We start from the raw sequence: 25903 nt of genomic DNA, 5'->3' as shown, positions 1-25903 counted from the left end.
GCTCAGGGCGTCGACGATCGCGACGGCAGCGCCGCCATCACGCGGCGCAGGGCCACCTCGAACGCTTCGGCCTCGCCGTCCCGGCCGACCCGAGGCACGTCCACGCCGCCGGTCCACACCACGCGCTTCGCTCCCGTGTCGACCACGTCGATCGCGATCGCGCCGGGAAGGCGCGAGCGCTCGCGCGATCCACTGCCGCCGAGCGGAATACCCACGCCGAGGCCGCCGCGCGTGTTCCCGCCTCCGACGCCGACACCGAGCCCGAGGCTGAAGGCCGGGCCGCCGTCGCCATCACGGGCCGCGGCGATCACGTTGATGCGGAGCGCGGGGTTCTCGGGGTCGAGGCGGTAGCCCCGCGATTCCATCTCGCGACGAAGCACCGCGCGGGCGCGCTCGCCGGCCATCGTGCCGTAGCCGTCGCGCTCCATCGCCAAGGGTTCGAAGAACGCGAACGTCGCATAGGTGCGCACGTCGGCGCCCGGCGCCTGCTCGGCGGTGGCGATGGGGGTCGACGCGCAGCCGGGCAGCGCCACGGCGACGAAGGCGGCAAGCAGCGACGAAACGAAGATCGAAGGGCGTAGGCGCATGGGGGGCTCCGGTCGAAGGCGTGCTCAGGGGGCCGTCGCGGGCGCCGGCGCGACGGGCGCGCCGCCCGCGCGATGCGGAAAGGCTTCGAAGATCTTCGCGATCGACAGCACCGCGCGCTCGCGACGCTCGGCCGGGGTGGCGCCGGCCGCGCTGCCCACGGCTACGCCCTCCCACACCAGCTGCTTCGCCCGTGCGTCGACCAGGTCGACGTTGATCGTGCCTTCGGTGTACTGCATCACCTGCGAGCGCTCGTGCCACACCGGCACCGTCACGAAGGCCCTGGCGCGATAGCTGTAGTACGTGGCGTAACCCGTCGTCGGCACCGTCACCACGTCGGTCTTCTCTTCGACGAAGGCGTTGAGGTTGACGCGCAGGTCGGGATCGGCGACGTCGTACACATAGCCGCGCACCTCCATCTGGCGACGCGCCTCGTCCTTCAATCGCGCGCTGAGCAGGGTCGTGTAGCCCCGGGTCTCGAGGGCGAGCGGCTCGTAGAACGCGAACGTGCGGAAGCGCGCGAAGTCGGCCTCGGGATCGGCTTCGGTGGTGACGCGTGGGCCGGTCGCGCAGGCGGCCAGCAACAGGGCGACCAGGACCACGAACGCGGGACGGCAGAACGATCGGAACGGGAGCATGGGGAACCTCGCAGGCATCAACGGGACCGACCTTCCGGATGCTACGCGCGAAGCGAGCGGACACGGCGTCACGGTCACGCCAAAGGCGGCCGGTTCCGCGTCGCCGGTTCCCCGCGATTCAGCAAGGTCATCATCACCCCCGGCGCCTCAGGGCAGGAGGTCCGCGAGGCCACCGCGGGGGGGACGCGCGCGGCCCCAGCCCAGCACCACCGAGCTGATGGCCCAACCGGCCATCACGGTCCGCTCGGGGCTGGTGGTCGGCGCGAGGTGCGAGTCGACCTTGGCCGCATCCAGCGTGACCCGACCCAGCAAGGACAGTCCCGTCCGCTGCATCTGGAGCTTGCGCGGCACGCAGCGCGACGGGCCCTGCCCGGCGAAGAACGGTGCCGCGACGGCGTCGTCGAACGTCGGCTTGCGGTCAGTGTCGACACCCAAGCTCTCGACCGCCGCCCACGGCAACCAGTCGAAGGCCCGGCCCGTCGCCAGCACCACGCACGCGCCCCAACCATCCGGCACGAAGCGCGCCTCCTCCCACGAGGGGAACCAGCTGTTCACCGCCACATGGCGCATGGTGGGGAAGGCATACACCTCGCCGGCCTGCAGCGGATTGGCCGGTGGCTTGCCCGCCTTGGGCCGCGGCTTCGGCGGACGCGGCGCGCGCAGCCGCGCCTCGACCTCGGCCAGCACCGCGATGCGCTTCTTCAGGTCCTTCTCGTCCATCCCGGCCTCACGCAACCACGCGAGGTCGTCGCCGGACTCGATGACCTGGAGGGCGCGGGAGAAGGCAGCCTCGCAGGCGATGCCTCGCCGCTCGAACTGGTCGGCCACCACCACCCAGAGCGCAGGCGCGATGTCCCCGTCCCCCAGCTCACGCTCGCGAAGCAGATCGAAAAGCTGGTCACCGGAACGCGGCAGCTTGGCGACCAAGGCGATCGTGTCGCGGAGGTCACAGGCGTCGTCGTCGCCGTAAAGCGCCGCGCTCCAGGTGCCCACGGTCAGTCCTTCCGGTAGACCTGCGCGCCCTGCGCTCGGAACTCGGCCGACTTCTCCGCCATGCCCTTCTCCAGCGCTTCCGCCTCCTCGGCGACGCCCTTCTCGGCGGCGTAGTCGCGCACGTCCTGCGTGATCTTCATCGAGCAGAAGTGCGGGCCGCACATCGAGCAGAAGTGCGCGACCTTGTGCGCGTCCTTGGGCAGGGTTTCGTCGTGGTACGAGCGCGCCTTCTCCGGATCGAGACCCAGATTGAACTGGTCCTCCCAGCGGAACTCGAAGCGCGCCTTCGACAGCGCGTTGTCGCGGGCCTGCGCGCCCGGGTGACCCTTGGCCAGATCCGCCGCATGCGCGGCGATCTTGTAGGCCATGATCCCTTCGCGCACGTCCTCGCGGTTCGGCAGTCCGAGGTGCTCCTTCGGCGTCACGTAGCAGAGCATGGCCGTGCCGTACCAGCCGATCATCGCCGCGCCGATGGCGCTGGTGATGTGGTCGTAGCCCGGCGCGATGTCGGTGGTGAGCGGCCCCAGCGTGTAGAACGGCGCTTCGCCGCACTCGCGAAGCTGCTTGTCCATGTTCTCCTTGATCAGCTGCATCGGCACGTGGCCGGGGCCTTCGATCATGGTCTGGACGTCGTGCTTCCACGCGATCTTCGTCAGCTCACCGAGCGTCTCCAGCTCGCCGAACTGGGCGGCGTCGTTGGCATCGGCGATCGAGCCGGGGCGCAGGCCATCGCCGAGCGAGAAGCTCACGTCGTAGGCCTTCATGATTTCGCAGATTTCCTCGAAGTGCGTGTAGAGGAAATTCTCCTTGTGGTGGGCGAGGCACCACTTGGCCATGATCGAGCCGCCGCGCGAGACGATGCCGGTGACGCGCTTGGCCGTGAGCGGAACGTAGCGCAGGCGCACGCCGGCGTGGATGGTGAAGTAGTCCACGCCCTGCTCGGCCTGCTCGATCAGCGTGTCGCGGAACAATTCCCAGGTGAGTTCCTCGGCCTTGCCGTCGACCTTCTCCAGCGCCTGGTAGATCGGCACCGTGCCGATCGGCACCGGGCTGTTGCGCAGGATCCACTCGCGGGTCTCGTGGATGTGCTTGCCGGTGCTGAGGTCCATCACCGTGTCGCCGCCCCAGCGGATCGCCCACACCAGCTTCTCGACTTCTTCGGCGATGCCCGACGAGACCGCCGAGTTGCCGATGTTCGCGTTGATCTTCACCAGGAAGTTGCGGCCGATGATCATCGGCTCAAGCTCCGGGTGGTTGATGTTGGCCGGGATGATGGCGCGGCCGCGGGCCACTTCCTCGCGGACGAATTCGGGCGTAATGCGCGCCGGCAGCACGGCGCCGAAGCTCTCGCCCGGATGCTGCTTCAGAAGGTGCGCCTCGCGGATGGCCTCGAGCCGCTGGTTCTCGCGGATGGCGATGTACTCCATCTCCGGCGTGATCATGCCGCGGCGGGCGTAGTGCATCTGGGTGACATTGGCGCCGCCCTTGGCGCGGCGCGGCAGCGCGCGGTTCGGGAAGCGCAGGCTGTCGAGCTTGGCGTCGTGCTCGCGAGCGCGGCCGAAGGCGGAGGTCAGACCACCCAGCACTTCGGTATCGCCGCGCTCTTCGATCCAGCGCGCGCGCAAGGCCGCGAGGCCCCGGGCGAGATCGATGTTCGCATTCGGGTCGGTGTACGGGCCCGAGGTGTCGTACACCGCCAGCGGCGCGTTCTTCTCCACACCGACCGTGCGCGGCGTGGGGCTCAGCGCGATTTCGCGCATCGGCACGCGCAGGTCGGGGCGCGAGCCCTCGACGTGGATCTTCACGGAACCGGGGATGGGGCGGGTGACTTCTTCGGAGAGCTGGCGGGTCTTGTCCAGCAGGTCCTTGGCGACGGCGTTCATGGTGTTGTCCTGCGTGCGTGTCCGGTTCCCGCGCGAGGCGCGCGGGCAGAATGCAGGCAGGGGCGCACTTTGGCGCGTCGAAGTCTCCCTACGGCGGCGTCACCCGCATCAGGTTCGAAGGGTCTTTCTCAGCCCGACGACGGGCACCCCTGCTTCCGGCGCGCATTGAAGCATGGCAGCGCCGGCGCGTCACGCCATCACAGCTTCTCGCAACCGAAGCCCGCGCCCTCACCGCCCAGCCGCTCCAACGTCTCGTGCCTTGAGATGCCGCCGATCACACCCGCGCCGAAAGTCGCCTCCACAGTCATCAGGATCGGGCTGAGTGAAGGTGCGAAGCTGCGGCGCAACTCCCCAACCGCTTCACCCACACGCGGGCTATCGCGGCAGAAAAGGCACGCGCCACGGTAGGCCGTGAGCGCCAGGGTACGATCACCGAGGAACGCGAATCCTCGGCCTTCCGCTGCCAAGTAGCGCGGCTGGCCGCGCGCGTCATGGCCGAAGAAGCCATAGAACTCGTACGCGGGGCTGATCCAGACCCCATAGCCCTCGCCAGCGCGCGCCGGGTCGTACCACAGGCCAGAGAGATCACGCGGCGTGCCCCGATCCACCGGACAGTCGCGACCGAAATCGATCAGTCGCTGCGAACCAACGCGGCCATCGATTTCGAACGAGAGGATCGGCCCGCCATCATCCATCCTCGAAAGGCTGGCGCGGCCGATGGCGGCGAGGCGCTGGCCGCCCGAACCCACCCCGCTGCGATAGACGGTGGGCATCCAAGCCTCGCCATCCGCGGGCGCCGCCCCCTGGAGATAGAGCCAAGTGCTGAGACTCTGGTCGTCAAACGCGTACCAGACCGCCGACCAGTCCCCACCGGTGCGATCCACGATCAAGCCCTCGCCCGGGCGACGCACGGGGGCGTAGAGCCCCGGACCCAACGTCGATTCGGGAGCGTCCACGGTGTCGATCACCACGTCCACGGCCACATCGGCGAGGTCGCCCGTCGCGTCGCCGACGCGGACCAGCCAACGGCCCGCCGGGACATCGACCACGTCGATGCTGGCCACGCCGTCTTCGCTGAACTGACTTGCCTCGGGCAACTGCCCATCGACGATGCCCTCGACGCTGACGTCGGACCGCTGGTCGTCGGGAATCGGCGCTCGGAAGAGCGAGAGGCCGAAATCGCCATCGGCCACTGCCGATACAGTGAAGGATGCGGTGCCATCGGGAACGTCCAGCACGAGGGCGGTCGCCGCACTACCGGCGGGCAGGTCGAATCGCACGGTATCGCCAGCACGAAGCAGGCGTGGCGCGACGCCTCGCCCCTCGGCCACGAGGGTGTATGGCACCCATCCCAGAGACGTGCCGGACTCGCTTTCGACTTGGATCCACCCCCCCGCCGTCTCGCCCGGTAGCATCGTCAGATCCGACCACGAGAGGCGAAGCGCCGACGGCGCGCCCGCCTCAAGGCGGCCCGGGGCCGACCACGCGAGCGATGAGCTGTCGGCGAGATCGACCTCGAGGACGCGCAGGCGCGCCTCGACTCGCCGCCCTTTGCGGTTGTGCGCATACGCCCACCAACTGCGCCGCTCGTCCGCCGGAACGACCAGCTCGAGAACGCAGCTCTCGACGCCCGCCACGCTCGCCGCGGTACAGGTGAGCTCATCGGATGACGCACGACGGTTGGTGTCGTCGTCCGTCCCGACATAGAGATCGACATCGGCGTCTGACGCTTCGAGCGTGACTCGGAGCCGCAACTGGCGCCCCGACTCTCCGCCGTCCGCCGTAAACAGCGTCTGCGCGGCCCCGCCGCCAGCCCAGGGATCGAGGGGCGTGGCATCAATCGAGATGGGGAACGCGTAGTGTGAAACCTTCCCGGTGCCGGTGATGACGAGATTGGGGGCCGGAAGCTCCGGCAGGCCCCTGAGCGCCACATCGGCGAAGCCGGCACCGCCCGATACATCCAGCGTGACCGGCGCGACCGGAAGAATCGCGACCTCGACCTCGGCCTCCACGCAGCGACCGGCGGGCTCACACAGCCGGTAACGGAAGCGGTCCGTCCCCACTGCCTCAGGCCGCGGGCGGTACCGGAAGCCCGTCGGCACGGCGCCGTCTGCCAGCACCTCGAGGTTGCCGAGCGACGCCGCTGTCCGAACCTCCAAGCGACCTCCCGACAGCCGCTCGAGCGCGAATGCGTCGTTGACGAGGACGTCAAGCTCGACCGGCGCACTGCCGGCCACGATCTCGAATCGATCCGCCCGCGCAGCCAGGGGCGCCGAGATGCCGTCGGAGTCGATGCGCACTTCCACGGGCGCACTGCACACCAGAGCGTCGCACGCCCGGTAAGTGAACCGGTCGGTACCCGAGAAGCGCGCATCCGGCGTGTAACTGAAGCTGCCATCCGGGAAGAGGATCAATTGCCCCGACGCCGCAGCCTCCGCGGGCTCAAGGAACAGCGAATCACCATCGGCATCGGTGTCGTTGCCAAGAACGCCCGGCGAACGAACGTCGATGGATTCGCCTTGGCGGAGCACATAGCGATCCGGCCGGCCCTCCGGAATGGTGTTGGCGAAAGCGGGCGGAGCGATGGCCACCAGGCCGGCAATGACGACGGAGGCACGCATGGTCGACGGGGGGAAGCCAAGATGGGCCCATGGTAGGCCGTCGCGACACGAGGTAAAACCCGTGCATGAAGATCGCCGCCGGGCCGCCGGAGAGGCGGGGGAGGGAGCCGGTTCGCGGACGACCCGGCGGCGAATCTCGGACCGGGGCGCAGGCCCCGGGAATGCTCAGTAGCGCGGCGCCGCCTCCGGGGCCTTGATGCGGAACCACGCGGCGTAGAGGGCCGGCAGGAACAGCAGCGTGAGCGCCGTGGCGACGATCAGGCCGCCCATGATCGCGACGGCCATGGGCCCGAAGAACACGCTGCGCGAGAGCGGGATCATCGCCAACACGGCGGCGAGTGCCGTCAGCACGATGGGACGGAAGCGTCGCACCGTCGCGTCGACGACCGCCTGGAAGGGTGCGTGGCCTTCGGCGATGTCGTGCTCGATCTGGTCCACGAGGATCACCGAGTTACGCATGATCATTCCCGAAAGCGCGATCGTGCCGAGCATGGCCACGAAGCCGAACGGCACCTGCGGAATCAGCAGGAACCAGACCACGCCGATCAGCCCCAGCGGCGCGGTCATCAGCACCATCGCCATGCGCGAGAAGCTGCGCAGCTGGAGCATCAGCAGCGTGATCACGGCGAACAGGAACAGCGGCATGCCCGCGGCCACCGACGCGCCACCGCGCGCCGATTCCTCGACGGCGCCCCCGGTTTCCAAGCGATAGCCGGGCGGAAGCTCGGCACGGATCGGCTCGAGCGCCGGGAGGATCTGGTTCGTCACCGTCGGCGGCGTGACCCCACCTTCGACGTCCGCGCGGATGGTGACGGTCGGCAGGCGGTTGCGGCGCCAGACGATGCCGGGCTCGAAGCCGTACTCGATACGCGCGATCTGCGAGAGCGGCACGGACTTGCCACTGGCGGTCGGCACCGCCAGCGAACCGAGCAATGACAAGCGCGTGCGCTCTTCCTCGGGGCCACGGAGCAGGATCTCGATCAGCTCGTTGCCTTCACGGTACGTGCTCACTGGCGTGCCCGAGAGCGAGCCCTGAAGGAAGGAAGCGACCTGCGCGGAACTGACGCCGAGCGCGCGCGCGCGGTCCTGGTCGATCTCGAGCCGCACCACCTTGCTCGGCTCGTCCCAGTCGAGGTTGACGTTGCGCGAATGCGGGTTCGCCAGCACCTGCGCCTTCACCGCATTGGCGATGCGCAGCACTTCGTCCGGGTGCTCGCCCGATACGCGGAACTGCACCGGGAAGCCCACCGGCGGGCCGTTCTCGAGACGGGTCACGCGGCCCTGCAGGTCGGCGAACTCGGTGTCGAGCACGCCCTGCAACCAGGCCTTCACCGTCTCGCGCTTCTCGATGTCCGGGGTGATCAGCACGAACTGCGCGAAGTTGGCCTGCGGCAGCTTCTGGTCGAGCGGCAGGTAGAAGCGCGGCGAGCCGGTGCCGACATAGGCCACGTAGTTGACGATGTCCGGGTGGCCGTCCAGCTTCGCCTCGAGGCGCTTCGCGGCGGCCTCGGTGGCGGCCAGCGAGCTGCCCTCGGCGAGCTCGAGGTCGACCATCAGCTCCAACCGCGTCGACGACGGGAAGAACTGCTGCGGGATGAAGCGGAACATCGCCAGCGAGCCGACGAAGGCCAGCACGGTGACCAGGATCACCGTCTTGCGATGGCGGACGCACCACGCCACCAGCGCGCGGAATCGCGAGTAGAACGGCGTGTCGTAGGGGTTGTCGTGGTGCGCCGTGTCCGGCGCGACCCAGGTCGCGAACGCCGGCGGCAGGCGCGCCGCCAGCGACTTGCGCACGGCACCGATGAACCCGCCGCCGTGGCTGGCGAGCATCTGCTCGCGGTCGGGCAACAGCTTGTCGCCGAGGTAGGGGATGAACACCACCGCGACGATCCAGCTCAGGATCAGGGCCAGGACGACGACCTGGAAGATCGATCGCGTGTACTCGCCGGTGCTCGAGGCGGCGGTAGCGATCGGCAGGAAGCCGGCGGCGGTGATCAGCGTGCCGGTGAGCATCGGGAAGGCCGTGCTCTGCCACGCGTAGGCCGCGGCCTCGAGGCGCCCGAAGCCCTGCTCCATCTTCACCTGCATCATCTCGATCGCGATGATCGCGTCGTCGACCAGCAGGCCGAGTGCGAGGATCAACGCGCCCAGCGAGATCTTGTGCAGGCCGATGCCGAGGAAGTACATCGCGGCGAAGGTCATCGCCAGCACCAGCGGGATCGACAGCGCCACGACCAGGCCCGAACGCCAGCCGAGGCTCAGGAAGCTCACCAGCAACACGATCAGCACGGCTTCGGCCAGCACGCGGACGAATTCACCAACGGAATCGCGCACCGCGGCGGGCTGGTCGCTCACCTTCGAAAGCGTCATGCCGGCGGGCAGGGTCTGCTGGATGCGCGCGAACTCGGCTTCGAGCTGTTCGCCCAGCTGGATGATGTCGCCGCCCTTGCGCATCGACACGCCGATGCCGATCGCGTCCTGCCCCATGAAGCGCATGCGCGGCGCCGCCGGATCGACGAAGCCGCGCTTCACCTCGGCCACGTCCTGCAGGCGGAAGCTGCGGTCGCCCACGCGGATCGGGAACTGGCGGATCGCCTCCACGGAATCGAAGGCGCCGGATACGCGCAGCTTCACGCGGTCGCTCGGGGTTTCGAAGAAGCTGGCGCCGACCATGGCGTTCTGCTCGTCGATCGCGCGCTGCACGGCATCGAGCGGCACGCCGAGCGTGGCCAGCTTGGTGTTCGAGAGCTCGATCCAGATGCGCTCGTCCTGCAGGCCGATCAGCTCGACCTTGGCGACGTCTGGCACGCGGTGCAGCTCCAGCTCGATGCGCTCCGCGTAGTCCTTCAGCGTCGCGTAGTCGAGGCCGTCGGCCTGCAGCGCATAGAGGTTGCCGAAGGTGTCGCCGAACTCATCGTTGAAGAAGGGGCCGACGACGCCGGCCGGCAGCGTGTGGCGGATGTCGCCGACCTTCTTGCGCGCGGTGTACCAGAGCTGCGGAAGCTCGGCCGACACCATCGAATCCTTGGCCATGAACAGCACCAGCGATTCGCCGGCGCGCGAGTACGAGGTGATGCGCTCGTACTGCCCGGTTTCCATCAGCTTCTTCTCGATGCGGTCGGTGACCTGTGCGGCCACCTCCTCCGCCGTGGCGCCCGGCCACATCGTGCGGACCACCATCACCTTGAAGGTGAACGGCGGGTCTTCCGATTGGCCGAGACGCTGGTAGCTGAAGACGCCGACGATCGCGAGCACGATCATCGCGTAGAGCACGAGAACGCGGTTCTTCAGCGCCCAAGCGGAGAGGTTGAAGGACGAGGCCATCGCGGCTTATCCGGCGATTTCGGCGTTGAGGCGATCGGCACCGGCGTCGAGCGCGGCGCTGGCGTCCTCGGCGACGGCGGGCGTCTCCTGCGCTTCGACGCGCACCGGGCGGTTCTCGCGATCCACCGGCTTCACGGCATCGTTCTCACGCAGCAGGTGCACGCCGCTGATCACGACCCAGTCGTTGGGCTGGAGGCCGCCGGAGACGGGCACATCGGTCTCGGTGTAGGCACCGGCCTGCACGGGCACGCGCTTCACGCGCTGGCCGTCGGCGTCGAGTACCCACACGGCCGCCTGCCCGTCGGCCTGCACCAGTGCAGAGAGCGGCACGCTCAGCGACGGCGCCGCGGCATTGGCCGCATAAACGCGGGCGCTCTGGCCGAGTTCGACGCGAACGCCCTCGGGCAAGGCGAGTGCAACGCGGGTGGCGTAGGTGCGGGCCTGCGGATCGGCGGCGGGGGCGATCTCGCGGATGGTGCCCGGCACACGCTGCCCCGGCGCGGCCCATAGTTCAACCAGCACGTCCTGCCCGTCCTGGAAGCGCGCGACATCCGCTTCCGGGAGGGCGATGGCGACTTCGCGCTCGCCATCCTCGGCGAGGCCGAAGGCGGTCTGGCCGGCCGAAACCACCTGCCCGGCCTCGATGTTGCGGACCGCGACGACACCGGACGCGTTGGCGCGCAACACCCCGTAGGCCGCCTGGTTGCCGGCGACATCCAGCTGGGCCCGCGCTTGGGCGACGCGCGAATTGGCGGCGTCGAGGCCGTTCTTGCGGGCGTCGAACAGGGAGCGGCTCACCAGCTGGCGCTGGAACATCACTTCGATGCGTTCGAATTCGGCGGCCGCGAGCCGGGCATCGGCCTCGGCGGCGGTCAGCTGGGCCTGCGCCGCGTCGCGGCTGAGGCGGAGGTCCTGCGCGTCCAGTTCAGCAAGCGGCTGCCCGGCCACCACGCGATCTCCGACATCGACCAGCCGCTTCGCGACCTTGCCTCCCACCCGGAAGGCCAGAGGCGTCTCGTGGCGGGCGCGGATTTCACCGGCGAAGGCCTGTACGGCGCCGGCAGCCGGCGTCGGCTGCTGCACCAGCACGGGACGGGCCGGCGGTGCGCCGGTGTCGCCATTGCCGCAAGCGCTCAGCAGGCCGGCAGCCAGGAGCAGGGGCGCGATCCGAAAGGCGGCGCGGGACGACAGGGGGAGGCGGCGAAGGGCGGGCATCGGGGCGACCACGATTCATGAACTCGCCGGTATGGTATATTTCGCATACTCCCGAGTTCAATAAATTTCTTGTGACGACGAAGGCCCGCCCCGGCACCCCCGGACGCCCCAAAGATCCCGAGAAGCGCGCCGCCCTGGTGGAGGCCGCCGGCCAGCTGTTCTGCCAGCACGGCTTTGAAGCGGTGAGCCTCGAGGCCATCGCACAGGCCGCCGGCGTGTCCAAGCTGACGATCTACAGCCACTTCGGCGACAAGGAAGGCCTGTTCACGGCCGCCGTCGAGGCCCGCTGCGCCGACCAGCTGCCCCACGGCCTGTTCGAATGGCCCGAAGACCTGCCCGTGGGCGAGGCCCTGAAGCAGATCGGCACCGGCTTCGTCGACCTCGTCTTCGCCGAGGACGCCGTACAGCTGATGCGGATGATGGCGGCCCAGGCCAGCCAGTCGACGACCCTTGCCCAGCTCTACTTCAAGGCCGGCCCGAAGCGCGCGCTGGAGGAGATGGAGGGTTTCCTCGCGCTGGCCAAGCAGCGCGGCCAGCTGCGGCTCGACGACCCGAAGGTCGCCGCCAGCCAGTTCTTCGTGCTGCTGAAGGGCATCCACCACTTCCGCTGCCTGCTCGGCATCGAGCCGCCGCCGGAGGCTGCGGCCCGGACCGCCCACGTCGACCAGTGCGTCGCGCTGTTCCTGCGCGCCCATGCCCCCGCCGGGACGGGCCGACCATGACCTCCGTCGCGGTGACCTTCGTCACTGCCCTGGCACGCTCCGCTCCGGCACTGTAGCCGTCGTCAGCGGGGCCACGCCCGTACACTATGCGGCCCTGCTCCCAAGGACGTCCCACCATGCCCATCGACTTCAACCAGGCCCGCCACGCAATGGTCGAGCAGCAGGTCCGCCCCTGGGAGGTGCTGGATCGGCGCGTGCTCGACGTGCTCGGTGACGTGAAGCGCGAGGACTTCGTGCCGGCCACGCATCGCAAGCTGGCCTTCGCCGACCTCGCCCTGCCGCTCGGCCACGACGAGTTCATGCTCAAGCCGGTGATCGAAGGCCGCCTGCTGCAGGCGCTGGACGTCGCCCCCACCGACGAAGTGCTGGAGATCGGTGCCGGCAGCGGCTTCCTCACCGCCTGCCTTGCCCGCCTCGCGCGCTCGGTGCAGGCGATCGAACAACACGCCGATTTCGTCGCCGAGGCGCAGCGTCGCCTGCAGGCCCTCGAGGCGGCCAACGTGCGCCTCGAGCAGGGCGACGCCAGCACCTGGGACACCGCGCTCCGTTTCGACGCGATCCTCGTGGGTGGCGCTGTTGCCGAGGTGCCGGAGCGCTTCGTGCGCTGGCTGAAGCCGGGCGGTCGCCTCGTCCTCGTGCGCGGCGCCTCGCCGGTGCAGGAGGCGATCTGCCTCCGCAACGACGCCGCCGGCCCGCGCATCGAAAGCCTGTTCGAAACCGATATCCCTTATCTGCGCGGCTTCGCACCGGAAGCGCGCTTCACCCTCTGATCGTTTGACCGAAGGAAGCCCCATGCGCCTGCGTCCCCTCGCCCTTGCCCTGCTCGCCGCCGGCCTCGCCGTGCCGGCCAGCGCCGCCGACCTGTTGCAGGCCTACGAGTTGGCGCGCAAGAGCGACCCGCAGCTGGCCGCAGCGGAGGCGCGCGCCGCCGCCGCCCAGGCCGGTGTCTCGCAGTCCCGCGCTGCGCTGCTGCCGCAGGTGAGCGCCTCGGCCAGCCTGACGGACAGCGAGGGCGACAGTACGTCCTTCAGCAGCCGCCCGAATGGCTCGGGTGGCGTGGTTTTCGATCGCAACACCGGCAGCTCCGACTCCCGCGACCGTCGCTACGGGATCAACCTGAGCCAGTCGATCTACGACCGCGCCGACTACACCCGACTGAACGCCGCCAAGGCCCAGGCCGCGCAGGCCGAGGCGCAGCGCGTCGCCGCCGAGCAGGCGCTCGGTGTGCGCGTGGCCCGCGCCTACTTCGACGTGCTCACCGCGATCGAATCGCTGGCCTCCGCGCGCGCCCAGGAAGCCGCCGCGAAGCGCCAGCTCGACCAGGCCGAGACGCGCCTCGAAGTCGGCCTCGCGCCGATCACCGACGTGCACGAAGCCCGCGCCAGTTACGACGGCGCCCGTGCCAACGCCATCAGCGCCGCGACCCGCCTCGACGACGCCCGCGAGGCGCTGGCCGAAATCACCGGCGAGCCCACGGGCTCGCTGAAGGGTCTCGGCACCGACTACCAGCCGAAGCTCGACGACACCGAAGGCTTGCAGGCCTGGGTGGACAAGGCATTGGCCGACAACCCGGCACTGCAGGCCGCGGCGTTGGCCCTCGACGCCGCCGAGGCCAATGTCTCGACGGCGCGCGCCGGCCATCTACCGACCCTGAACCTGTCCGGCGGCTACAGCGATTCCGCGACCTGGGGCAACAGCACCAGTGGCGGCGTGAGTTTCCCCTCCGACAACCTCAACGACGGCAGCAACGTCGGCATCACCCTGACCGTGCCGATCTACAGCGGCGGCGCGGTGCAGGCCGGTGTGCGCTCGGCCCTCGCCAACCGCGATGCGGTCGCCGAGCAACTGGAACAGGAGCGCCGTGGCGTCACCCGCCAGACCCGCAACGCCTACCGCTCGCTCGCGGCCGGCGCCGCCGAGGTCGAAGCCCGCCGCCTGGCGGTGGTCTCGGCCAAGGCCGCGCTGGAAGCCGGCGAAGCCGGTCTCGAAGTCGGTACCCGCACCGTCGTCGACGTGCTGCTGGCGCAGCAGACGCTGTTCGCCGCGCAGACGCAGTTCGCCCAGGCGCGCCACAACTTCCTGGTCAACGAACTGTCGCTGAAGCAGGCCGCAGGCAGCCTGACGCCGGACGACATCGAGGCGGTCAACCGCCTGCTCAACACCGACGCCGAGGCCTCGCTCGACGCGACGAAGTAATCGCGCCGCATTGAGCCAAGGTTCCATGGAGGCGGCCGCAAGGCCGCCTTCGTGCGTTCAGGGGCGCGGAAAGCCCGCCACGTCGTCGATCACCGCGAGCGTGCGCTGCAGGGCGCCGCGCTCACGGTCGATGCGCTGCCGGCCCGCGCGACCGCGGGCCCGCGCCTTCTCCGGATGCTCGACCAGCCATTGGACCGCCGCGGCGAGCTGCGCGGCATCGCCGACGATCTCCAGCGCACCGACCTCCTTCAGCAACGCGGTGATCTCTGCGAAGTTGAAGGTGTGCGGACCGCTCAAGACCGGCACGCCCAGCGCCGCAGGTTCGAGCAGGTTGTGGCCACCGATGTCGCAGAGGCTGCCGCCGACGAAGGCGACGTCGCCGGCCGCGAGGAAGCCCGGCAGCTCGCCGAGGCTGTCGATCAGGAAGACCGCGCAGCGCGCGTCCGGGCTGCGTTCGACGCTGCGCCGTCGCAGGTCGAGCCCGGCGCCGCGCACGCGGTTCGCCACGGCGTCGAAGCGCTCGGGGTGCCGGGGTGCCCACAGCAGCAACGCATCCGGATGCGCTTCGCGAAGACGCTGGTGGGCATCGAGCACCGCCGCCTCTTCGTCGGCGTGGGTGCTGGCCGCCACCCAGATGGGGCGACCACCTCCGGCCTTGCGCCAGCCGACCGCCTCGTCGAGCGAAGCCCTCGGGAGGGGCTGGTCGAATTTCAGGTTGCCGGTCACCTCGATGCGGGCGCCATCGCCGGCCAGCACGCGGAAGCGCGCGGCGTCGGCCTCCGACTGCGCGGCGACGCGGCGCACGCCGGACAACGCGAGGCGGATCAGCGGGCCCATCCAGCGGTAACCGCGCAGGGAGCGCTCCGACAGGCGCGCATTGGCGATCACCACGGGCACTTCGGCCCGCGCACAGGCGACGAACAGGTTGGGCCAGAGTTCGGTCTCGATGACGACGGCGAGCGCGGGGCGCACCCGATCGAGGAAGCGACGCACCATGCCGCGCAGGTCGTAGGGCAGGTAGACGTGGTGCACGTCGTCGCCCCACAGCGAGCGCACGCGCGCCGAGCCGGTGGGCGTGATCGTCGTGATGAGCAGCGGGCGGCCGGGATGCCGCTCGCGGAGCGCGTTGATGAGGGGAATCGCCGCGTTCACCTCGCCCACCGAGACCGCGTGCACCCACAGGGCGCCCGGCGGCAGGTCGGGCAACGCGTCGAGCTGCGCGTAGCGCTCGCTCCAGCGCAGCAGGTACTCGCGCTGGCGCAGCCCCCGCCACACGAGGTGGTAGAGCGTGACCGGCACCAGCAGCCACAGCAGGGCGGAATAGAACGCCAGCAGCAGGCGCCGGCCAAGGCTCAGGGACATGCGCGGAAGGGTAGCAGGGGCGCGCTTACAATCTGCGCATGAGTGATGCCGTCCCTTCCCCACCGACACCCCGGACGCTGCGCCTCGGTCATCCGCGCCATTGGGGTCCGTGGCTGGGCGTCGCGCTCGGCTGGTGTGCCGCGCGGACGCCGACGTGGTTCCAGCGTCGCGTGGGCCGCGCGCTTGGCCCCGTGCTGTGGCGCCTCCTGCCGGCGCGCCGGCGCGTGGTCGAAGCCAACCTCGCCCTGTGTTTCCCCGAGCTCGATGTCGCCGCGCGCGAGACGCTGGCGCGCGAGAACCTCGCGCAGACCGGCCTCGGCCTCTTCGAATTCCTGCGCGCATGGTGGGGCCGCGTTTCCGAGGGCTCGCCGCGCTACACCGTCGAAGGCCTCGAGCACCTCGAGGCGCTGCGCGCTCAGGGCCGCGGGGTGCTGCTGGTGTCGGCGCACTTCGTGCACCTCGAACTCTGCGCCCGGCTGCTCTGCCGGCACGTGCCGGTGGCCGGCATGTACCGGCCGCATGGCGACGCGGCGATGGAGTGGGCGGTGAAGGCCGGCCGCCTGCGCTACGCCTGCGCGATGTTCGCGCGCGACGAACTGCGCCCGGCGCTGAAGCACCTGAAGGGCGGCGGCATCCTGTGGTTCGCGCCCGACCAGGAGAGTCGCCGCGGCGACAGCGTGTTCGTGCCCTTCTTCGGGCGGCCGGCCTGGAGCCTCACCTCGACGCACCAGCTCGCGCGACTCTCGGGCGCGGCCGTGTGCCCGTTCTTCCACGAGCGCCTCGCCGATGGCAGTTACCGCTTGGAGGTGCAGGCGCCGCTGGCCGATTTCCCGTCGAAGGACGCCACCGCCGACACCGCGCGGGTGATGGCGGCCCTCGAGGCGATGATCCGAAGCGCGCCGTCGCAATACCTGTGGCTGCACCAGCGCTTCAAGACCCAGCCCGAAGGCGACCGCGGCGACGCCTACCGCGCGTAGGGCGAGGCTTCGCCCGACGGTCGCGTCTTGAAGCGGCGATGCACCCACAGGTATTGGTCCGGGGCCTCGCCAACCGCGGCTTCGAGCACCGCCATGTACTGCGCCGCGAAGCCCGCCGGATCGTCGAGCCGATCATCGAGGCCCGGGTCGGCGATGCGCACGCGGTAGCGGCCGTCGGGGCCACGCACCATCGACAGGAAACGCACGACGGCGCGCCCGGCGCGCGCCAGTTGCGGCGTGCCCACGAAGGTGGCCGCCGGCACGCCGAAGAACGGCACGAAGGCGTGACCCTCGCGGAAATCCTGGTCGGCGGAATACACCAGTCGGCCGCCGTTGCGCAGGTGCCGGGCCATTCCACGTGTGTCGAACTTGCCGACCGTCGGTCCGAGGCGCCGCGTGCGCGCCGCGTCGAGCAGGCGTTCGAGGCAGGGGTGGCGGCGGTAGCGCCGGACCACGCCGCCCACCGGAGCGCCCAGGGCTTCGGCGACGAAGCGCGTCGCCAGCTCGGTGTGCATCAGGTGGCCGGTCAGCAGCAGGACGCCCTGCCCCTTGGCCGACGCGTCGCGCAGGAGCGCCAGCCCTTCGACCTCGGCCAGTCCGTCGAGCGTGGCCGACGGCGCGAACCACGCCCGCAGCAGTTCGAGCAGGGCCACGGCGAGGGAGCGCTGGTGGTCACGCAAGCGTCGTTCGCGTTCGACGGCGGACTCGGCAGCGAAGCACAGCGCGAGGTTCACCCGGGCCACATGCCAGCGCCTGCGGAGCAGCGGACGCAGCAGCACGCCGAGCGACGCGCCAAAGGCCAGCGTGGCGCGCTGTGGCAGGCGGGCGAGGACGGCGGCGGCGACGCCGATCGCGCGCCAGCCGAAGCAGCGCGGCGTGCTCATGCCGCGGCGGTGTCGCCGGGCTCGCGACGCATCAGCGCACCGGCATAGAGCGCGGCGAGCAGCAGGGTGACGCCACCCCAGAAGGTCGAATAGAACGCGAGATGCGTGTTCAGCGGGAAGACCGTGACCAGCAGCGCGAGTGCCGGTGCCGACGCACGCTCGCGCACCGCGGGCGCGGCGAAACGCCAGGCGCGCAGGGCGATCGCGACGGCGGCCAGCCACAACATCAGGCCGACGATGCCGGTTTCCGCCAGGACTTCCAGCACGATCTGGTGGGCGTGGAAGGCGCCAGCGCGACCCCATTCCACGAACTGGTCGTCGGGTGCCGCATACGCCCTGTAAGCCCGCTGGAAATTGTCGGTGCCAACGCCGGTGAGCGGGTGGTCGAGGATGATCCGCGCCGTGGTCCGCCACAGCACCAGCCGCCCGGAGAGCGCGAAATCGACGCCCTCCTCCTTCATCTCCAGCGCTTCGAGCGTGCGCTCGACGCGCGGCCCGAGGAAATCGCTGGTGCTGGCGACCACCACGGTGAGCAGGCCGCCGGCGAGCAGGCCGAGGCCGGTGCGCTTCCAGCCCCAATGGCGCAGGCCGGTGACGGCCAGCGCAAGTGCGAAGCTGATCCAGGCGGCGCGGGCGCCTGCGAGCAGGATCACGACGCCGAGCGCACCCGCCACCGCCAACCAGGGCAGCACGCCGCGCTTCGCTGCCGGAAACAGGGCAAAGGGCGAGAGCGTCGCCAGCACGAGGCCGAGCTTCAGGTTGTCGGCGCCGAAAATGCCGGAGAGGCGGTCCGCCACGGCCGGTCCGCCAACGCTGTAGCCGGTGGCCGCCTGCAGCAGGCCGTCGAGGGTCCACACGGCCACCAGCGCCGCCAGCCCGACACCGACGAGGCGTGCGCCACGGGCGGTGGAGACCGCCATCGCCGCCAGCCACAGGAAGGGGAGATATCGCAGGTCCTTCACCGCTTCGATCGCGGTGTTCGCGGGGTCGAGCGCCAGCGGAATGGACAGCACCTGCGGCAGCCAATAGCCGCAGAACAGGATGCTCGTCAGCGCCCAAGCCTCGTGGCTCAGCACGCGCAGTGCACCGCGGAAGCGCACCGCCCACATCAGGCCGAAGCCGAGCAGCGCCCCGAGCGAGAGCACGGCTTCGGCGACGCCGCGCCACGGCCAGCAGGCGACCTGCAGCAGCACCCACCAGGGTGCCAACCGGGCGAGTCGATCAACCAGCGTGTCGTGCATACGTCTCGAGAGTGGCCTGCTGCATCGCCGCCAGAGTGTAGGGAATGTGGGCCGGCGCGGCCGGCGGGGCGTCGAGCAGGGCCCGCGCCCGCCGCAGCAGTGCGGCCGCATCGCCCAGCGGCACGGCGCCCTCTGGCTGCAGCGCCGCGAGCTGCTCGCCGACGCCGCCGTGGTCCCAGCCGAGCACGGGCGCGCCGACCGACAGGGCCTCGATCACGGTGCGACCGAAGGCCTCCGGCTTGCGCGAGAGCTGCAGCACGAGATCGCTCGCGGCGTAGGCGCGGACGACCTCGCTGCGGGGCGGCGACACCCGGAGTGCCGATTCGACGCCCCGCGCGGCCGCCAAGGCGCGCAATTCGCCGACGTAGGCCTCACGCCCCGGTTCGTCGGTGCCAAGCAGCCACAGGGCCGCCGGCACGCCCTGCGCGCGAAGATCGGCCAACAGCGCGATGGCGTCGGCATGGCCCTTGAGCCGCGTCCCGCGCCCGGGCATCAGCAGCAGGCGGGTGTCGTCGGGCAGCGCGAGTTCGGCGAGCACGGCCGCGCGCGCGGATGCGTCGGGCCGCGGATGGCGCGGGAACGCCGCGGAATCGACCCCGCGCGGGATCACCACGAGCCGCGGCGAGGCGTCCGGCCAATGGGTTTGGACGTATTCACGCACCGTCTCCGACACGCAGATCACCGCGTCGCCGCGCGCCATCACACCGCTGTAGCGGCCTGGCGAGTTCAGCCCGTGGACGGTGGTGATGAACCGGGGCCGCGGCGACAGGCCGCGCAGTGCGCCCAAGGCCACCCAGGCGGGCAACCGCGAGCGGGCGTGGACGATGTCGGGCTTCAGCGCGCGCAGCAGGCGCTGCAGCGCGAAGATCTGGAAGGGCGTGGCCAGCGACTTCGCACCGATGGGCAGGGCGTGGTGCGTGCTGCCACCGGCATCCAACGCCGGGACCAGCCGCCCGCCGGCGGACACCACGTGCGAGGCATGCCCGGCAGCGACAAGAGCCGCCGCGATCTCAAGGGTGGAGCGTTCGACGCCGCCCGCGTTCAGGGCCGGCAGCAGTTGGACGACGGTGAGGCGGCGCAAGGCCGGGCCCCGGGCGTCAGTCGGCGAGGACGTACTTCGCGCCGCAGTACGGGCAGATCGAGGTGCCGCCTTCGTTCTCGATCGGCAGGTAGACGCGCGGGTGCGAGTTCCACAGCTTCATCTCGGGCGTCGGGCACGAGAGCGGCAGGTCGGCGCGCTTCACGGAATAGACGCGCTCGGTGTTGGCGGCCTTCTGGGCGGTGGCGTCGGTGCGGAGCATGGGCGCGGGCTCGAACGGCGAAGGCGCGCATTCTAGCCCGGCGCGGCCCCGGCCGCCCGCCCTCAGGCCGGGAGTTCGACCACCAGCAGGTCGGCCCCGTACGAGGACACCAGGGCGAACCCGGGCTCATCGGCTACACCCAGCCCGTCGCCGGCGCGGAGGAACTGGCCGCGATACGCCAGTTCAGCGCCAATCACCTCGACCCAGCAGGCCGAACCGCGCGTGGCCGGTACGGCGAACATCGCGCCCGGGACGATCGATTCGCGGCGCACCGTGGCCCCGGCGCCCCAGGGCAGCAGCGCGTCGGCCGGTGCCGCGATACGCGATTCCCCCACGGCCGGGGTGGCCACGGTCTGCGCGGGCACGGCATTGCTGTGCGTGGGCTGCACCCAGAGTTGCAGGAGGCGCAGGGTCGAGGCCGGATCGAGGTTCTCCTCGACGACGTCGACGCCGGCGCCCGCCCCGAGGCGATGCCACTGCCCGGCCGCCACCGGGCCGGAATCACCGGCCTGCGACTGCACGCGGTAGGTGCCGGCGAGCACGAGGGTGAGCACTTCCATGTTGGCGCGCCGCGCCGCCGGAAGGCGCGCACCGGGCGCGAGCTCGACGCGATTCAGGACGCGCAGCGCGTGGAAGCCGAGCCAGTCGCGGTCGAACGCGCTGCCGTGGCTGAAGGCGGCGGTGCCGGACAGGCCGGGATCGACGAGACGGCCGCGCTCGGCGGCGGGACGGAAGACGATGGGCATGCGCGGATTGTGCCGCAGAAACGACGACGGGCCCGAAGGCCCGTCGCGTTCGCACGAGTGGTGCGGCGCTTACTGCGCCGGCAGTTCGCGGTTGAACTCGGTCTCGATGCGGATCTTCACTTGCGCGCCGACCGCCGGGGCGTACTTGTCGAAGCCCCACTGCGTGCGATCGATCGTGGTGCTCGCCGAGAAGCCGGCCACTTCGATCGTCGGGCGGAACGGGTGCGGCGCGATCTTGTTGAGCTTGACGTCGAGCACGACCGGACGGGTCTGGCCGAGCATCGTGAAGTCACCGGTCACCTTGAGCGCGCCATTGCCGACGTCCTCGACCTTGGTGCTCTTGAAGGTCATCGTCGGGTGGGCGGCGACGTTGAAGAAATCGGCCGAGCGCAGGTGCTCGTCGAAATCGGCTTGGTCGGTGTCGATGCTGTTCGTGTCGATGGTGACTTCGATCGACGAGTTGGCGAGGTTGGCGCGGTCGAGGTTCAGCGTGCCGTCGTACTTGGTGAACTCGCCAAGGGTCTGCGAGAAGCCGAGGTGGTCGATCTCGAATCCGACGTAGGTGTGGCCTGCGTCGAACTTGAACGCATCGGCGGCGAAGGCGGGGGCGGCGAAGGCGGCGGCCAGCGCGGCGGCGAACAGGGTCTTCTTCATGGGGTGCTCCGGGTGGGCAGGCCGCGGCGGAAGGGTGGGACTCAGGCGATGCGCGCGGCTTCGTCGAAGGACAGCCGCGGCGAACGGGGGAACAGGCCGGCCACGTCGCCGTAGCCGAGGTTGATCAGGAAGTTCGACTTGATCGTGGTGCCGGCGAAGAAGGCGGCGTCGAGCTTGGCGGCATCGAAGCCGGACATCGCGCCGGTGTCGAGGCCCAGCGCGCGCGCCGCCATGAGCAGGTAAGCACCCTGCAAGCTGGCATTGCGGAACGCGGTGCTTTCGATCAGCGCGTCGTTGCCGGCGAACCAGCTGCGCGCGTCGGCGTGCGGGAAGAGCTGCGGCAGCTTGTCGTAGAAGGCCATGTCCTGCGCGACGATCACGGTCACCGGTGCGCTCATGGTCTTCTCGACGTTGCCCGGGGCCAGCGCGTCCTTCAGCTTCGCCTTGGCCTCCGGCGACTTCACGAACACGAAGCGGGCCGGCGAGCTGTTGGCGCTGGTCGGCGCCCACTTCACGAGGTCGTAGAGCTGATGCAGCAACGCGTCGGGAACGTCCTTGGCCTGCCAGGCGTTGTGCGTGCGGGCGCTGCGGAAGAGCTGGTCGAGGGCGGCGGCGTCGAGGGTGGTCATCGGGATTCCTGGAGTGGGGGCGGTGCGATGGGGTCGCAGTATGGCGGCGCGATGCCGGCGCACGATGCCCGCCACTGCAACAGGTCGTTGTGAACGCCGGAACGACGCGGCGCGCTGCTGCGTCGTCGCACGGCTGGCTACACTCCGCCCATGAGTGCCGCACTTTCCGCCCCTGTCCTTGTCGTCCACGACGGCACCGCCGGCAACCGCCGGCAGGCGCTGGCCCTGGCCGAGGCCTGGGCCCTGCCCTTCGACGAGATTGTGCTGCGGCCGCGCGTGCCGTGGCGTTGGGTCGCGCCACGGGTACTGCCGGGCAGCCACGCCGCGTTCGGCGAGGACTTCGCCGCCGTGCTCGAGACGCCTCCCGTCATCGCCGTGGGCTGCGGCCGCCAAGCGGCCCTCGCCACGCGACTGCTGCGGCAGCGCGGCAGCAAGGTCGTGCAGGTCCTGCACCCGCGCCTGCCCACGCCGCACTGGGACGCGGTGGTCCTGCCCGCGCATGACGGCGTGCAGGGCGACAACGTGCTGACGCTCGACGGCAGCCTGAACCCGATCGACGACGCCTGGCTGGAACAGAAGCGCGCGGCGCATCCGATGCTGGGCGAGGCACCGGGACCAGTCACCGCCCTGCTCGTCGGCGGCCCCACCGACGACAGCGACTGGGACCGCCATGCGCTCGACGGCATCCTCGAACTGCTGCTGCGCTGGCGGCAGCGCGATGGCGGCACGCTGTGGGTGATCGGCTCGCGCCGCACGCCGTCGGCGATGCGCCGGCAGATCAAGCAGGCCCTGGGCGACCGCGCGCAGGTCTGGATGGGCGACGCCGATGGACCGAACCCCTACGCAGGCGTGATCGCCTGGGCCGACCGGCTGGTGGTAACGCCGGATTCCGCCAACCTGATCAGCGAAGCGGCGGCCACGCGCGCACCGGTGTGGATCGCCGTACCGCGCTACAACCGTGGCCGCATCCAACACCTCGTTGCCAAGGCCATCGACAGCGGCCGCGCCCGCTCGCTGGGCCCGGAAGGCACGCCGTGGCCGATCGAGCCCTGGCGCGAGAGCGCCCGTGTCGCCGAGCGACTGCGGCCTTGGGTGCTGGAAGCGATCGCCGCGCGTCAGCCGGTGGACGACGACAGCGGCATCGCCGACAAGGCCGCGCGCAGCGCCGACGCCGTGCCCTGAGCCGTCGCGTCCGGCACGCGGCGCGGCCGGCGATCCAGCGTGCAGCCCAGCGACAACCCCACCAGCGCGGCGTGCGACTCGACGAACACACGGGCGGTCGCCGCGTCGATCACGCCTTCCTGCGCGAGCGTCGTCGCCAGCGCCGCGCTGTGCCGCGGTCGAATCAGTGCCGGATGGACGCCGGCATGCCGCAGCACCGCGTGCTGCAGGGCGAATTCGAGGTCGACGAGGCCGCCGGCGCCCTGCTTCAGGTCGAAGTGCGCGGCATCGCTGCGGTCGAGTTCGCGACGCATGCGCTCACGCATGTCGGCGATGTCCTTCGCCAGCGCCTGCGGATCGCGCGGCCGGGCCAGGATCTCGTCGCGAAGCGTGTCGAGGCGGGCGAGCAGCGGGGCGTCACCGGCCAGCGGGCGCATGCGCACGAGGGCCTGGTGCTCCCAGGTCCAGGCGCGCTCGCGCTGGTAGCCGGCAAAGCTTTCGAAGTTCACGACCAGCAGCCCCTTTGCGCCATCGGGGCGAAGCCGCACATCCACTTCGTAGAGCCTGCCGGCAGCAGTGGGCGTATCAAGGATCGCGACGAGCTTCTGCGCGATGCGCAGGTAGTAGCGGCCGGCATCCAGCGGGCGCGCGCCGTCCGACACGGCATTGGGGTCGGCGCCATGCACGAAGACGAGGTCGAGGTCGGAGGCGAAGCCGAGCTCCTCCGCACCGATGCTGCCGTAGCCGAGCACGGCGAATCCGCCCTCGGCGACGCGACCGTGCGCGCGCTGCACTTCGCGTGTGGCGAGGGCCAGTGCCGCCACGACCACGGCTTCCGCCACCGCGGCCAGACGGCGCGTCGCCGCCACGGCGTCGATGCGGCCCGCGCGCCACGCCATCCCGATGCGGAACGCGAGGCTGTGCCGCCGCTCGTTCAAGGCGATCAACGCCGCCTCCGCATCGTCGTGCGCGGGCACCAGTCCGGCGATCTCCTGCGCGATGGTCGCGGCGTCGGGGAGCGGGCCGGCGGCGCGAACGTCGAGCAGTTCATCGAGCAGCAGCGGATGCTCCGTGAGGCGCTCGGCCAGCAGCGCGCTGCCGGCGCAGACCTGGGCGAGGCGTTCGAGGGCCGCAGGCTGCTCGGCCAGCAGGGCGAAATAGCTGCTGCGGCGGCCAATGGCGGTGATCAGCGCGATGCCACGCGCGAGGCTGGCGTCGGGCGCATCGCTGGCGGCGGCCTGCGCGGCGAGGATCGGGACGATGCGGTCGAACCACCCGGCCGCGCGTGCCGACAGGCTGCGCCGAAGGGCCGAGCCCGAGAGGCGGCGAAGCGCGTCATCGGCGGCTTCGGCGTCGACGAAACCCGCCTCGGCCAGCGTGGCCACGGCGCCGCCTTCGGGCAACGCTTGCCAGTAAGCGGCCAAGGCGGCGGTGCGGGCATCCGACGAGGCCGTAGCCCGCGTGTGCGCTTCGCGGCTGCCGAGCACCGCGGCGAACTCGGCCGCCACCACGTCGCGATGCGAACGCAGTGCGGCCTCCAGCGCCGCCGCATCGGCATGCCCCAAACCGCGCGCCACGCGGAGGCGATCGAGCGGGTCGGAAGGCAGCGCGTACTCCTGCGCGTCGCGCAGCATCTGCACGCGGTTCTCGACGCGACGCAGGAAACGGTAGGCCTCGGCGAGGCGCTGCGCCGTGGCTTGCGGCAGGTGGCCCGCGGCGGCAAGCGCGGAGAGCGCGGGCAGCAGGCCGCGGCGGCGCAGCGCCGCTTCGCGGCCGCCGCGGATGAGCTGGATGGCCTGCACGAGGAACTCCACCTCGCGGATGCCGCCGGGGCCGCGCTTGAGGTCGTCGGCCATGTCCTTGCGCGCGACTTCCGCTTCGATCATCGCCTTCATCTCGCGCAGCGAATCCAACGCGGTGAAGTCGAGGTAGCGCCGGTAGACGAAGGGCCGCAGCGCCTCGATGAGCCCGTCGCCAGCCGCGAGATCGCCGGCCACCGGGCGCGCCTTCAGCCAGGCGTAGCGCTCCCAATCGCGGCCCTCGCGCTGGAAGTAGGCCTCCATCGCGTCGAAGCTCAACGCGAGGCGGCCGCTGTCGCCGAACGGGCGGAGGCGGAGGTCGACGCGATGGCAGAAGCCGTCGACGGTCGGCTCGTTCAACAGCTGCGCGAGGCGCTGGCCGAGACGGACGAAGTAGGGCTCGGCGTCGAGCGACCGCGCGCCGTCGCTGCTGCCACCGCGCGGGTAGGCGTAGACGAGGTCGACGTCGGAACTGAAGTTGAGCTCGCCGCCGCCGAGCTTGCCCAGCGCGAACACGACCAACCGCTGCGCGCGGCCATCGCTGTCGCGCACCGTGCCGAAGCGCGGCGCGAACTCGGCTTCCGCTTGACGCAGCGCCCCCTGCAGGGCCTGCTCGGCGATCCGCGTGCTGCCGACGAGGGTGGCGTCGACGTCGTCGAGGCCATCGACATCGCGGGCGATCAGCGCGCTCGACGCGGCGGTCCGCCAGCGCCGCAGCGCGGCCATCGCGCCCTCGGGGGCGTCGGCATCGAGCGAAGGGAACGTTGGCATCGCGTGGCGGTTCGCGAGCAGGGCCGGTTGCCGCCGCAGCACGTCGAGCGCGAACTCCGAAGCGATGGCCAGCGGACGCAGCGCGTTTCGGGTCGCCGCCCCCAGCGGCATGGCTTCGGCGAGCGCGTCGAGCCGCCGCTCGACGAGGGCATCGAGGGTGGCCTCAAGCGACGTCATGGCACCTCGCCGGAAAAAAAG

At 70.8% G+C, this 25903-nt stretch carries 21 protein-coding genes and 1 riboswitch; of the genes, 5 read left to right on the top strand and 16 right to left on the bottom strand.

Annotated elements, in window-relative coordinates:
• Positions 1-2: 2 nt before the first annotated feature.
• From O9255_RS06420 to O9255_RS06390, 7 genes are all read right to left on the bottom strand, one after another.
• Complete coding sequence (locus O9255_RS06420; protein WP_297866026.1) at positions 3-587, bottom strand: DUF4136 domain-containing protein; 585 nt, start codon at positions 585-587, stop codon at positions 3-5.
• A gap of 24 nt (positions 588-611) precedes the next feature.
• Positions 612-1223, bottom strand: coding sequence for a DUF4136 domain-containing protein (locus tag O9255_RS06415; RefSeq protein WP_297866025.1), 612 nt, complete (start codon positions 1221-1223; stop codon positions 612-614).
• 147 nt (positions 1224-1370) lie between these two features.
• A complete protein-coding gene (locus O9255_RS06410; RefSeq protein WP_297866024.1) occupies positions 1371-2216 on the bottom strand; it encodes a hypothetical protein in 846 nt (281 codons plus the stop codon).
• 2 nt (positions 2217-2218) lie between these two features.
• Complete coding sequence (gene thiC, locus O9255_RS06405; RefSeq protein ID WP_297866023.1) at positions 2219-4099, bottom strand: phosphomethylpyrimidine synthase ThiC; 1881 nt, start codon at positions 4097-4099, stop codon at positions 2219-2221.
• Between the two features lie 67 nt (positions 4100-4166).
• Positions 4167-4260, bottom strand: a riboswitch (TPP riboswitch).
• 36 nt (positions 4261-4296) lie between these two features.
• Positions 4297-6720 (bottom strand): Ig-like domain-containing protein, encoded by a 2424-nt coding sequence (locus O9255_RS06400; RefSeq protein WP_297866022.1) that lies wholly within the window; start codon positions 6718-6720, stop codon positions 4297-4299.
• A gap of 165 nt (positions 6721-6885) precedes the next feature.
• Positions 6886-10047: an efflux RND transporter permease subunit gene (locus O9255_RS06395; RefSeq protein WP_297866021.1), complete on the bottom strand. Its 3162-nt coding sequence runs from the start codon at positions 10045-10047 to the stop codon at positions 6886-6888.
• 6 nt (positions 10048-10053) lie between these two features.
• A complete protein-coding gene (locus O9255_RS06390) occupies positions 10054-11262 on the bottom strand; it encodes an efflux RND transporter periplasmic adaptor subunit (protein WP_297866020.1) in 1209 nt (402 codons plus the stop codon).
• 71 nt (positions 11263-11333) lie between these two features.
• On the opposite strand from O9255_RS06390, the gene O9255_RS06385 reads away from it, so the two are divergent.
• From O9255_RS06385 to O9255_RS06375, 3 genes are all read left to right on the top strand, one after another.
• Positions 11334-11984 carry a TetR/AcrR family transcriptional regulator gene (locus O9255_RS06385; protein WP_297866019.1) on the top strand — a complete coding sequence of 217 codons (651 nt, stop codon included), beginning with the start codon at positions 11334-11336 and terminating at the stop codon, positions 11982-11984.
• A gap of 116 nt (positions 11985-12100) precedes the next feature.
• Positions 12101-12754, top strand: a complete 654-nt coding sequence (locus O9255_RS06380) for a protein-L-isoaspartate O-methyltransferase (RefSeq protein ID WP_297866018.1) — start codon at positions 12101-12103, stop codon at positions 12752-12754.
• Positions 12755-12776: 22 nt separating this feature from the next.
• Entirely contained in the window at positions 12777-14180 is a 1404-nt protein-coding gene (locus O9255_RS06375; RefSeq protein ID WP_297866017.1) for a TolC family outer membrane protein, read from the top strand.
• 57 nt (positions 14181-14237) lie between these two features.
• On the opposite strand, the gene waaA is transcribed toward O9255_RS06375, so the two are convergent.
• Positions 14238-15542, bottom strand: a complete 1305-nt coding sequence (waaA, locus tag O9255_RS06370; protein WP_297866016.1) for a lipid IV(A) 3-deoxy-D-manno-octulosonic acid transferase — start codon at positions 15540-15542, stop codon at positions 14238-14240.
• Between the two features lie 38 nt (positions 15543-15580).
• Here waaA and lpxL point away from each other — a divergent pair, with 38 nt between their 5' ends.
• Positions 15581-16519 (top strand): LpxL/LpxP family Kdo(2)-lipid IV(A) lauroyl/palmitoleoyl acyltransferase, encoded by a 939-nt coding sequence (lpxL, locus tag O9255_RS06365; protein WP_297866015.1) that lies wholly within the window; start codon positions 15581-15583, stop codon positions 16517-16519.
• Here the strand turns inward: lpxL and O9255_RS06360 are convergent.
• The 7 genes from O9255_RS06360 to O9255_RS06330 form a co-directional block, all read right to left on the bottom strand.
• Complete coding sequence (locus O9255_RS06360) at positions 16507-17403, bottom strand: lipid A biosynthesis lauroyl acyltransferase (RefSeq protein WP_297866014.1); 897 nt, start codon at positions 17401-17403, stop codon at positions 16507-16509. The two genes, lpxL and O9255_RS06360, sit on opposite strands and share 13 nt — an antisense overlap.
• Positions 17400-18644, bottom strand: a complete 1245-nt coding sequence (locus tag O9255_RS06355; protein ID WP_297866013.1) for an O-antigen ligase family protein — start codon at positions 18642-18644, stop codon at positions 17400-17402. Before O9255_RS06355 ends, O9255_RS06360 begins: the two co-directional genes overlap by 4 nt.
• Complete coding sequence (locus tag O9255_RS06350) at positions 18625-19725, bottom strand: glycosyltransferase (RefSeq protein WP_297866012.1); 1101 nt, start codon at positions 19723-19725, stop codon at positions 18625-18627. Before O9255_RS06350 ends, O9255_RS06355 begins: the two co-directional genes overlap by 20 nt.
• Before the next feature lie 16 nt (positions 19726-19741).
• Entirely contained in the window at positions 19742-19945 is a 204-nt protein-coding gene (locus tag O9255_RS06345) for a zinc-finger domain-containing protein (protein ID WP_297866011.1), read from the bottom strand.
• A 62-nt stretch (positions 19946-20007) separates the two neighbouring features.
• On the bottom strand, positions 20008-20691 hold the full coding sequence (locus tag O9255_RS06340; RefSeq protein WP_297866010.1) for a pirin family protein: 684 nt from the start codon (positions 20689-20691) through the stop codon (positions 20008-20010).
• A gap of 69 nt (positions 20692-20760) precedes the next feature.
• Positions 20761-21345, bottom strand: a complete 585-nt coding sequence (locus O9255_RS06335; protein WP_297866009.1) for a YceI family protein — start codon at positions 21343-21345, stop codon at positions 20761-20763.
• A 41-nt stretch (positions 21346-21386) separates the two neighbouring features.
• Entirely contained in the window at positions 21387-21974 is a 588-nt protein-coding gene (locus tag O9255_RS06330; RefSeq protein WP_297866008.1) for a malonic semialdehyde reductase, read from the bottom strand.
• Positions 21975-22124: 150 nt separating this feature from the next.
• Between O9255_RS06330 and O9255_RS06325 the strand changes: the two genes are divergently transcribed.
• Positions 22125-23156 carry a mitochondrial fission ELM1 family protein gene (locus tag O9255_RS06325; RefSeq protein WP_297866007.1) on the top strand — a complete coding sequence of 344 codons (1032 nt, stop codon included), beginning with the start codon at positions 22125-22127 and terminating at the stop codon, positions 23154-23156.
• Here the strand turns inward: O9255_RS06325 and glnE are convergent.
• A complete protein-coding gene (gene glnE, locus O9255_RS06320) occupies positions 23090-25882 on the bottom strand; it encodes a bifunctional [glutamate--ammonia ligase]-adenylyl-L-tyrosine phosphorylase/[glutamate--ammonia-ligase] adenylyltransferase (RefSeq protein ID WP_297866006.1) in 2793 nt (930 codons plus the stop codon). The two genes, O9255_RS06325 and glnE, sit on opposite strands and share 67 nt — an antisense overlap.
• Between the last annotated feature and the right edge of the window lie 21 nt (positions 25883-25903).

Source organism: Silanimonas sp. (assembly GCF_027530345.1).
GTDB lineage: Bacteria > Pseudomonadota > Gammaproteobacteria > Xanthomonadales > Xanthomonadaceae > Silanimonas.
The sequence above is the reverse complement of the archived record's forward strand: the minus strand, read 5'-3'. Positions and strand labels throughout refer to the sequence as shown.

Bases quoted from the DNA above. Each gene is read 5' to 3' on its own strand.
- O9255_RS06395 (WP_297866021.1), bottom strand. From the start codon at position 10,047: ATGGCCTCGTCCTTCAACCTCTCCGCTTGGGCGCTGAAGAACCGCGTT.
- O9255_RS06420 (WP_297866026.1), bottom strand. From the start codon at position 587: ATGCGCCTACGCCCTTCGATCTTCGTTTCGTCGCTGCTTGCCGCCTTC.
- O9255_RS06340 (WP_297866010.1), bottom strand. From the start codon at position 20,691: ATGCCCATCGTCTTCCGTCCCGCCGCCGAGCGCGGCCGTCTCGTCGAT.
- O9255_RS06355 (WP_297866013.1), bottom strand. From the start codon at position 18,644: ATGCACGACACGCTGGTTGATCGACTCGCCCGGTTGGCACCCTGGTGG.
- O9255_RS06330 (WP_297866008.1), bottom strand. From the start codon at position 21,974: ATGACCACCCTCGACGCCGCCGCCCTCGACCAGCTCTTCCGCAGCGCC.
- thiC (WP_297866023.1), bottom strand. From the start codon at position 4,099: ATGAACGCCGTCGCCAAGGACCTGCTGGACAAGACCCGCCAGCTCTCC.
- O9255_RS06390 (WP_297866020.1), bottom strand. From the start codon at position 11,262: ATGCCCGCCCTTCGCCGCCTCCCCCTGTCGTCCCGCGCCGCCTTTCGG.
- O9255_RS06335 (WP_297866009.1), bottom strand. From the start codon at position 21,345: ATGAAGAAGACCCTGTTCGCCGCCGCGCTGGCCGCCGCCTTCGCCGCC.
- O9255_RS06345 (WP_297866011.1), bottom strand. From the start codon at position 19,945: ATGCTCCGCACCGACGCCACCGCCCAGAAGGCCGCCAACACCGAGCGC.
- glnE (WP_297866006.1), bottom strand. From the start codon at position 25,882: ATGACGTCGCTTGAGGCCACCCTCGATGCCCTCGTCGAGCGGCGGCTC.
- O9255_RS06415 (WP_297866025.1), bottom strand. From the start codon at position 1,223: ATGCTCCCGTTCCGATCGTTCTGCCGTCCCGCGTTCGTGGTCCTGGTC.
- O9255_RS06325 (WP_297866007.1), top strand. From the start codon at position 22,125: ATGAGTGCCGCACTTTCCGCCCCTGTCCTTGTCGTCCACGACGGCACC.
- lpxL (WP_297866015.1), top strand. From the start codon at position 15,581: ATGAGTGATGCCGTCCCTTCCCCACCGACACCCCGGACGCTGCGCCTC.
- O9255_RS06360 (WP_297866014.1), bottom strand. From the start codon at position 17,403: ATGAGCACGCCGCGCTGCTTCGGCTGGCGCGCGATCGGCGTCGCCGCC.
- waaA (WP_297866016.1), bottom strand. From the start codon at position 15,542: ATGTCCCTGAGCCTTGGCCGGCGCCTGCTGCTGGCGTTCTATTCCGCC.
- O9255_RS06400 (WP_297866022.1), bottom strand. From the start codon at position 6,720: ATGCGTGCCTCCGTCGTCATTGCCGGCCTGGTGGCCATCGCTCCGCCC.
- O9255_RS06375 (WP_297866017.1), top strand. From the start codon at position 12,777: ATGCGCCTGCGTCCCCTCGCCCTTGCCCTGCTCGCCGCCGGCCTCGCC.
- O9255_RS06380 (WP_297866018.1), top strand. From the start codon at position 12,101: ATGCCCATCGACTTCAACCAGGCCCGCCACGCAATGGTCGAGCAGCAG.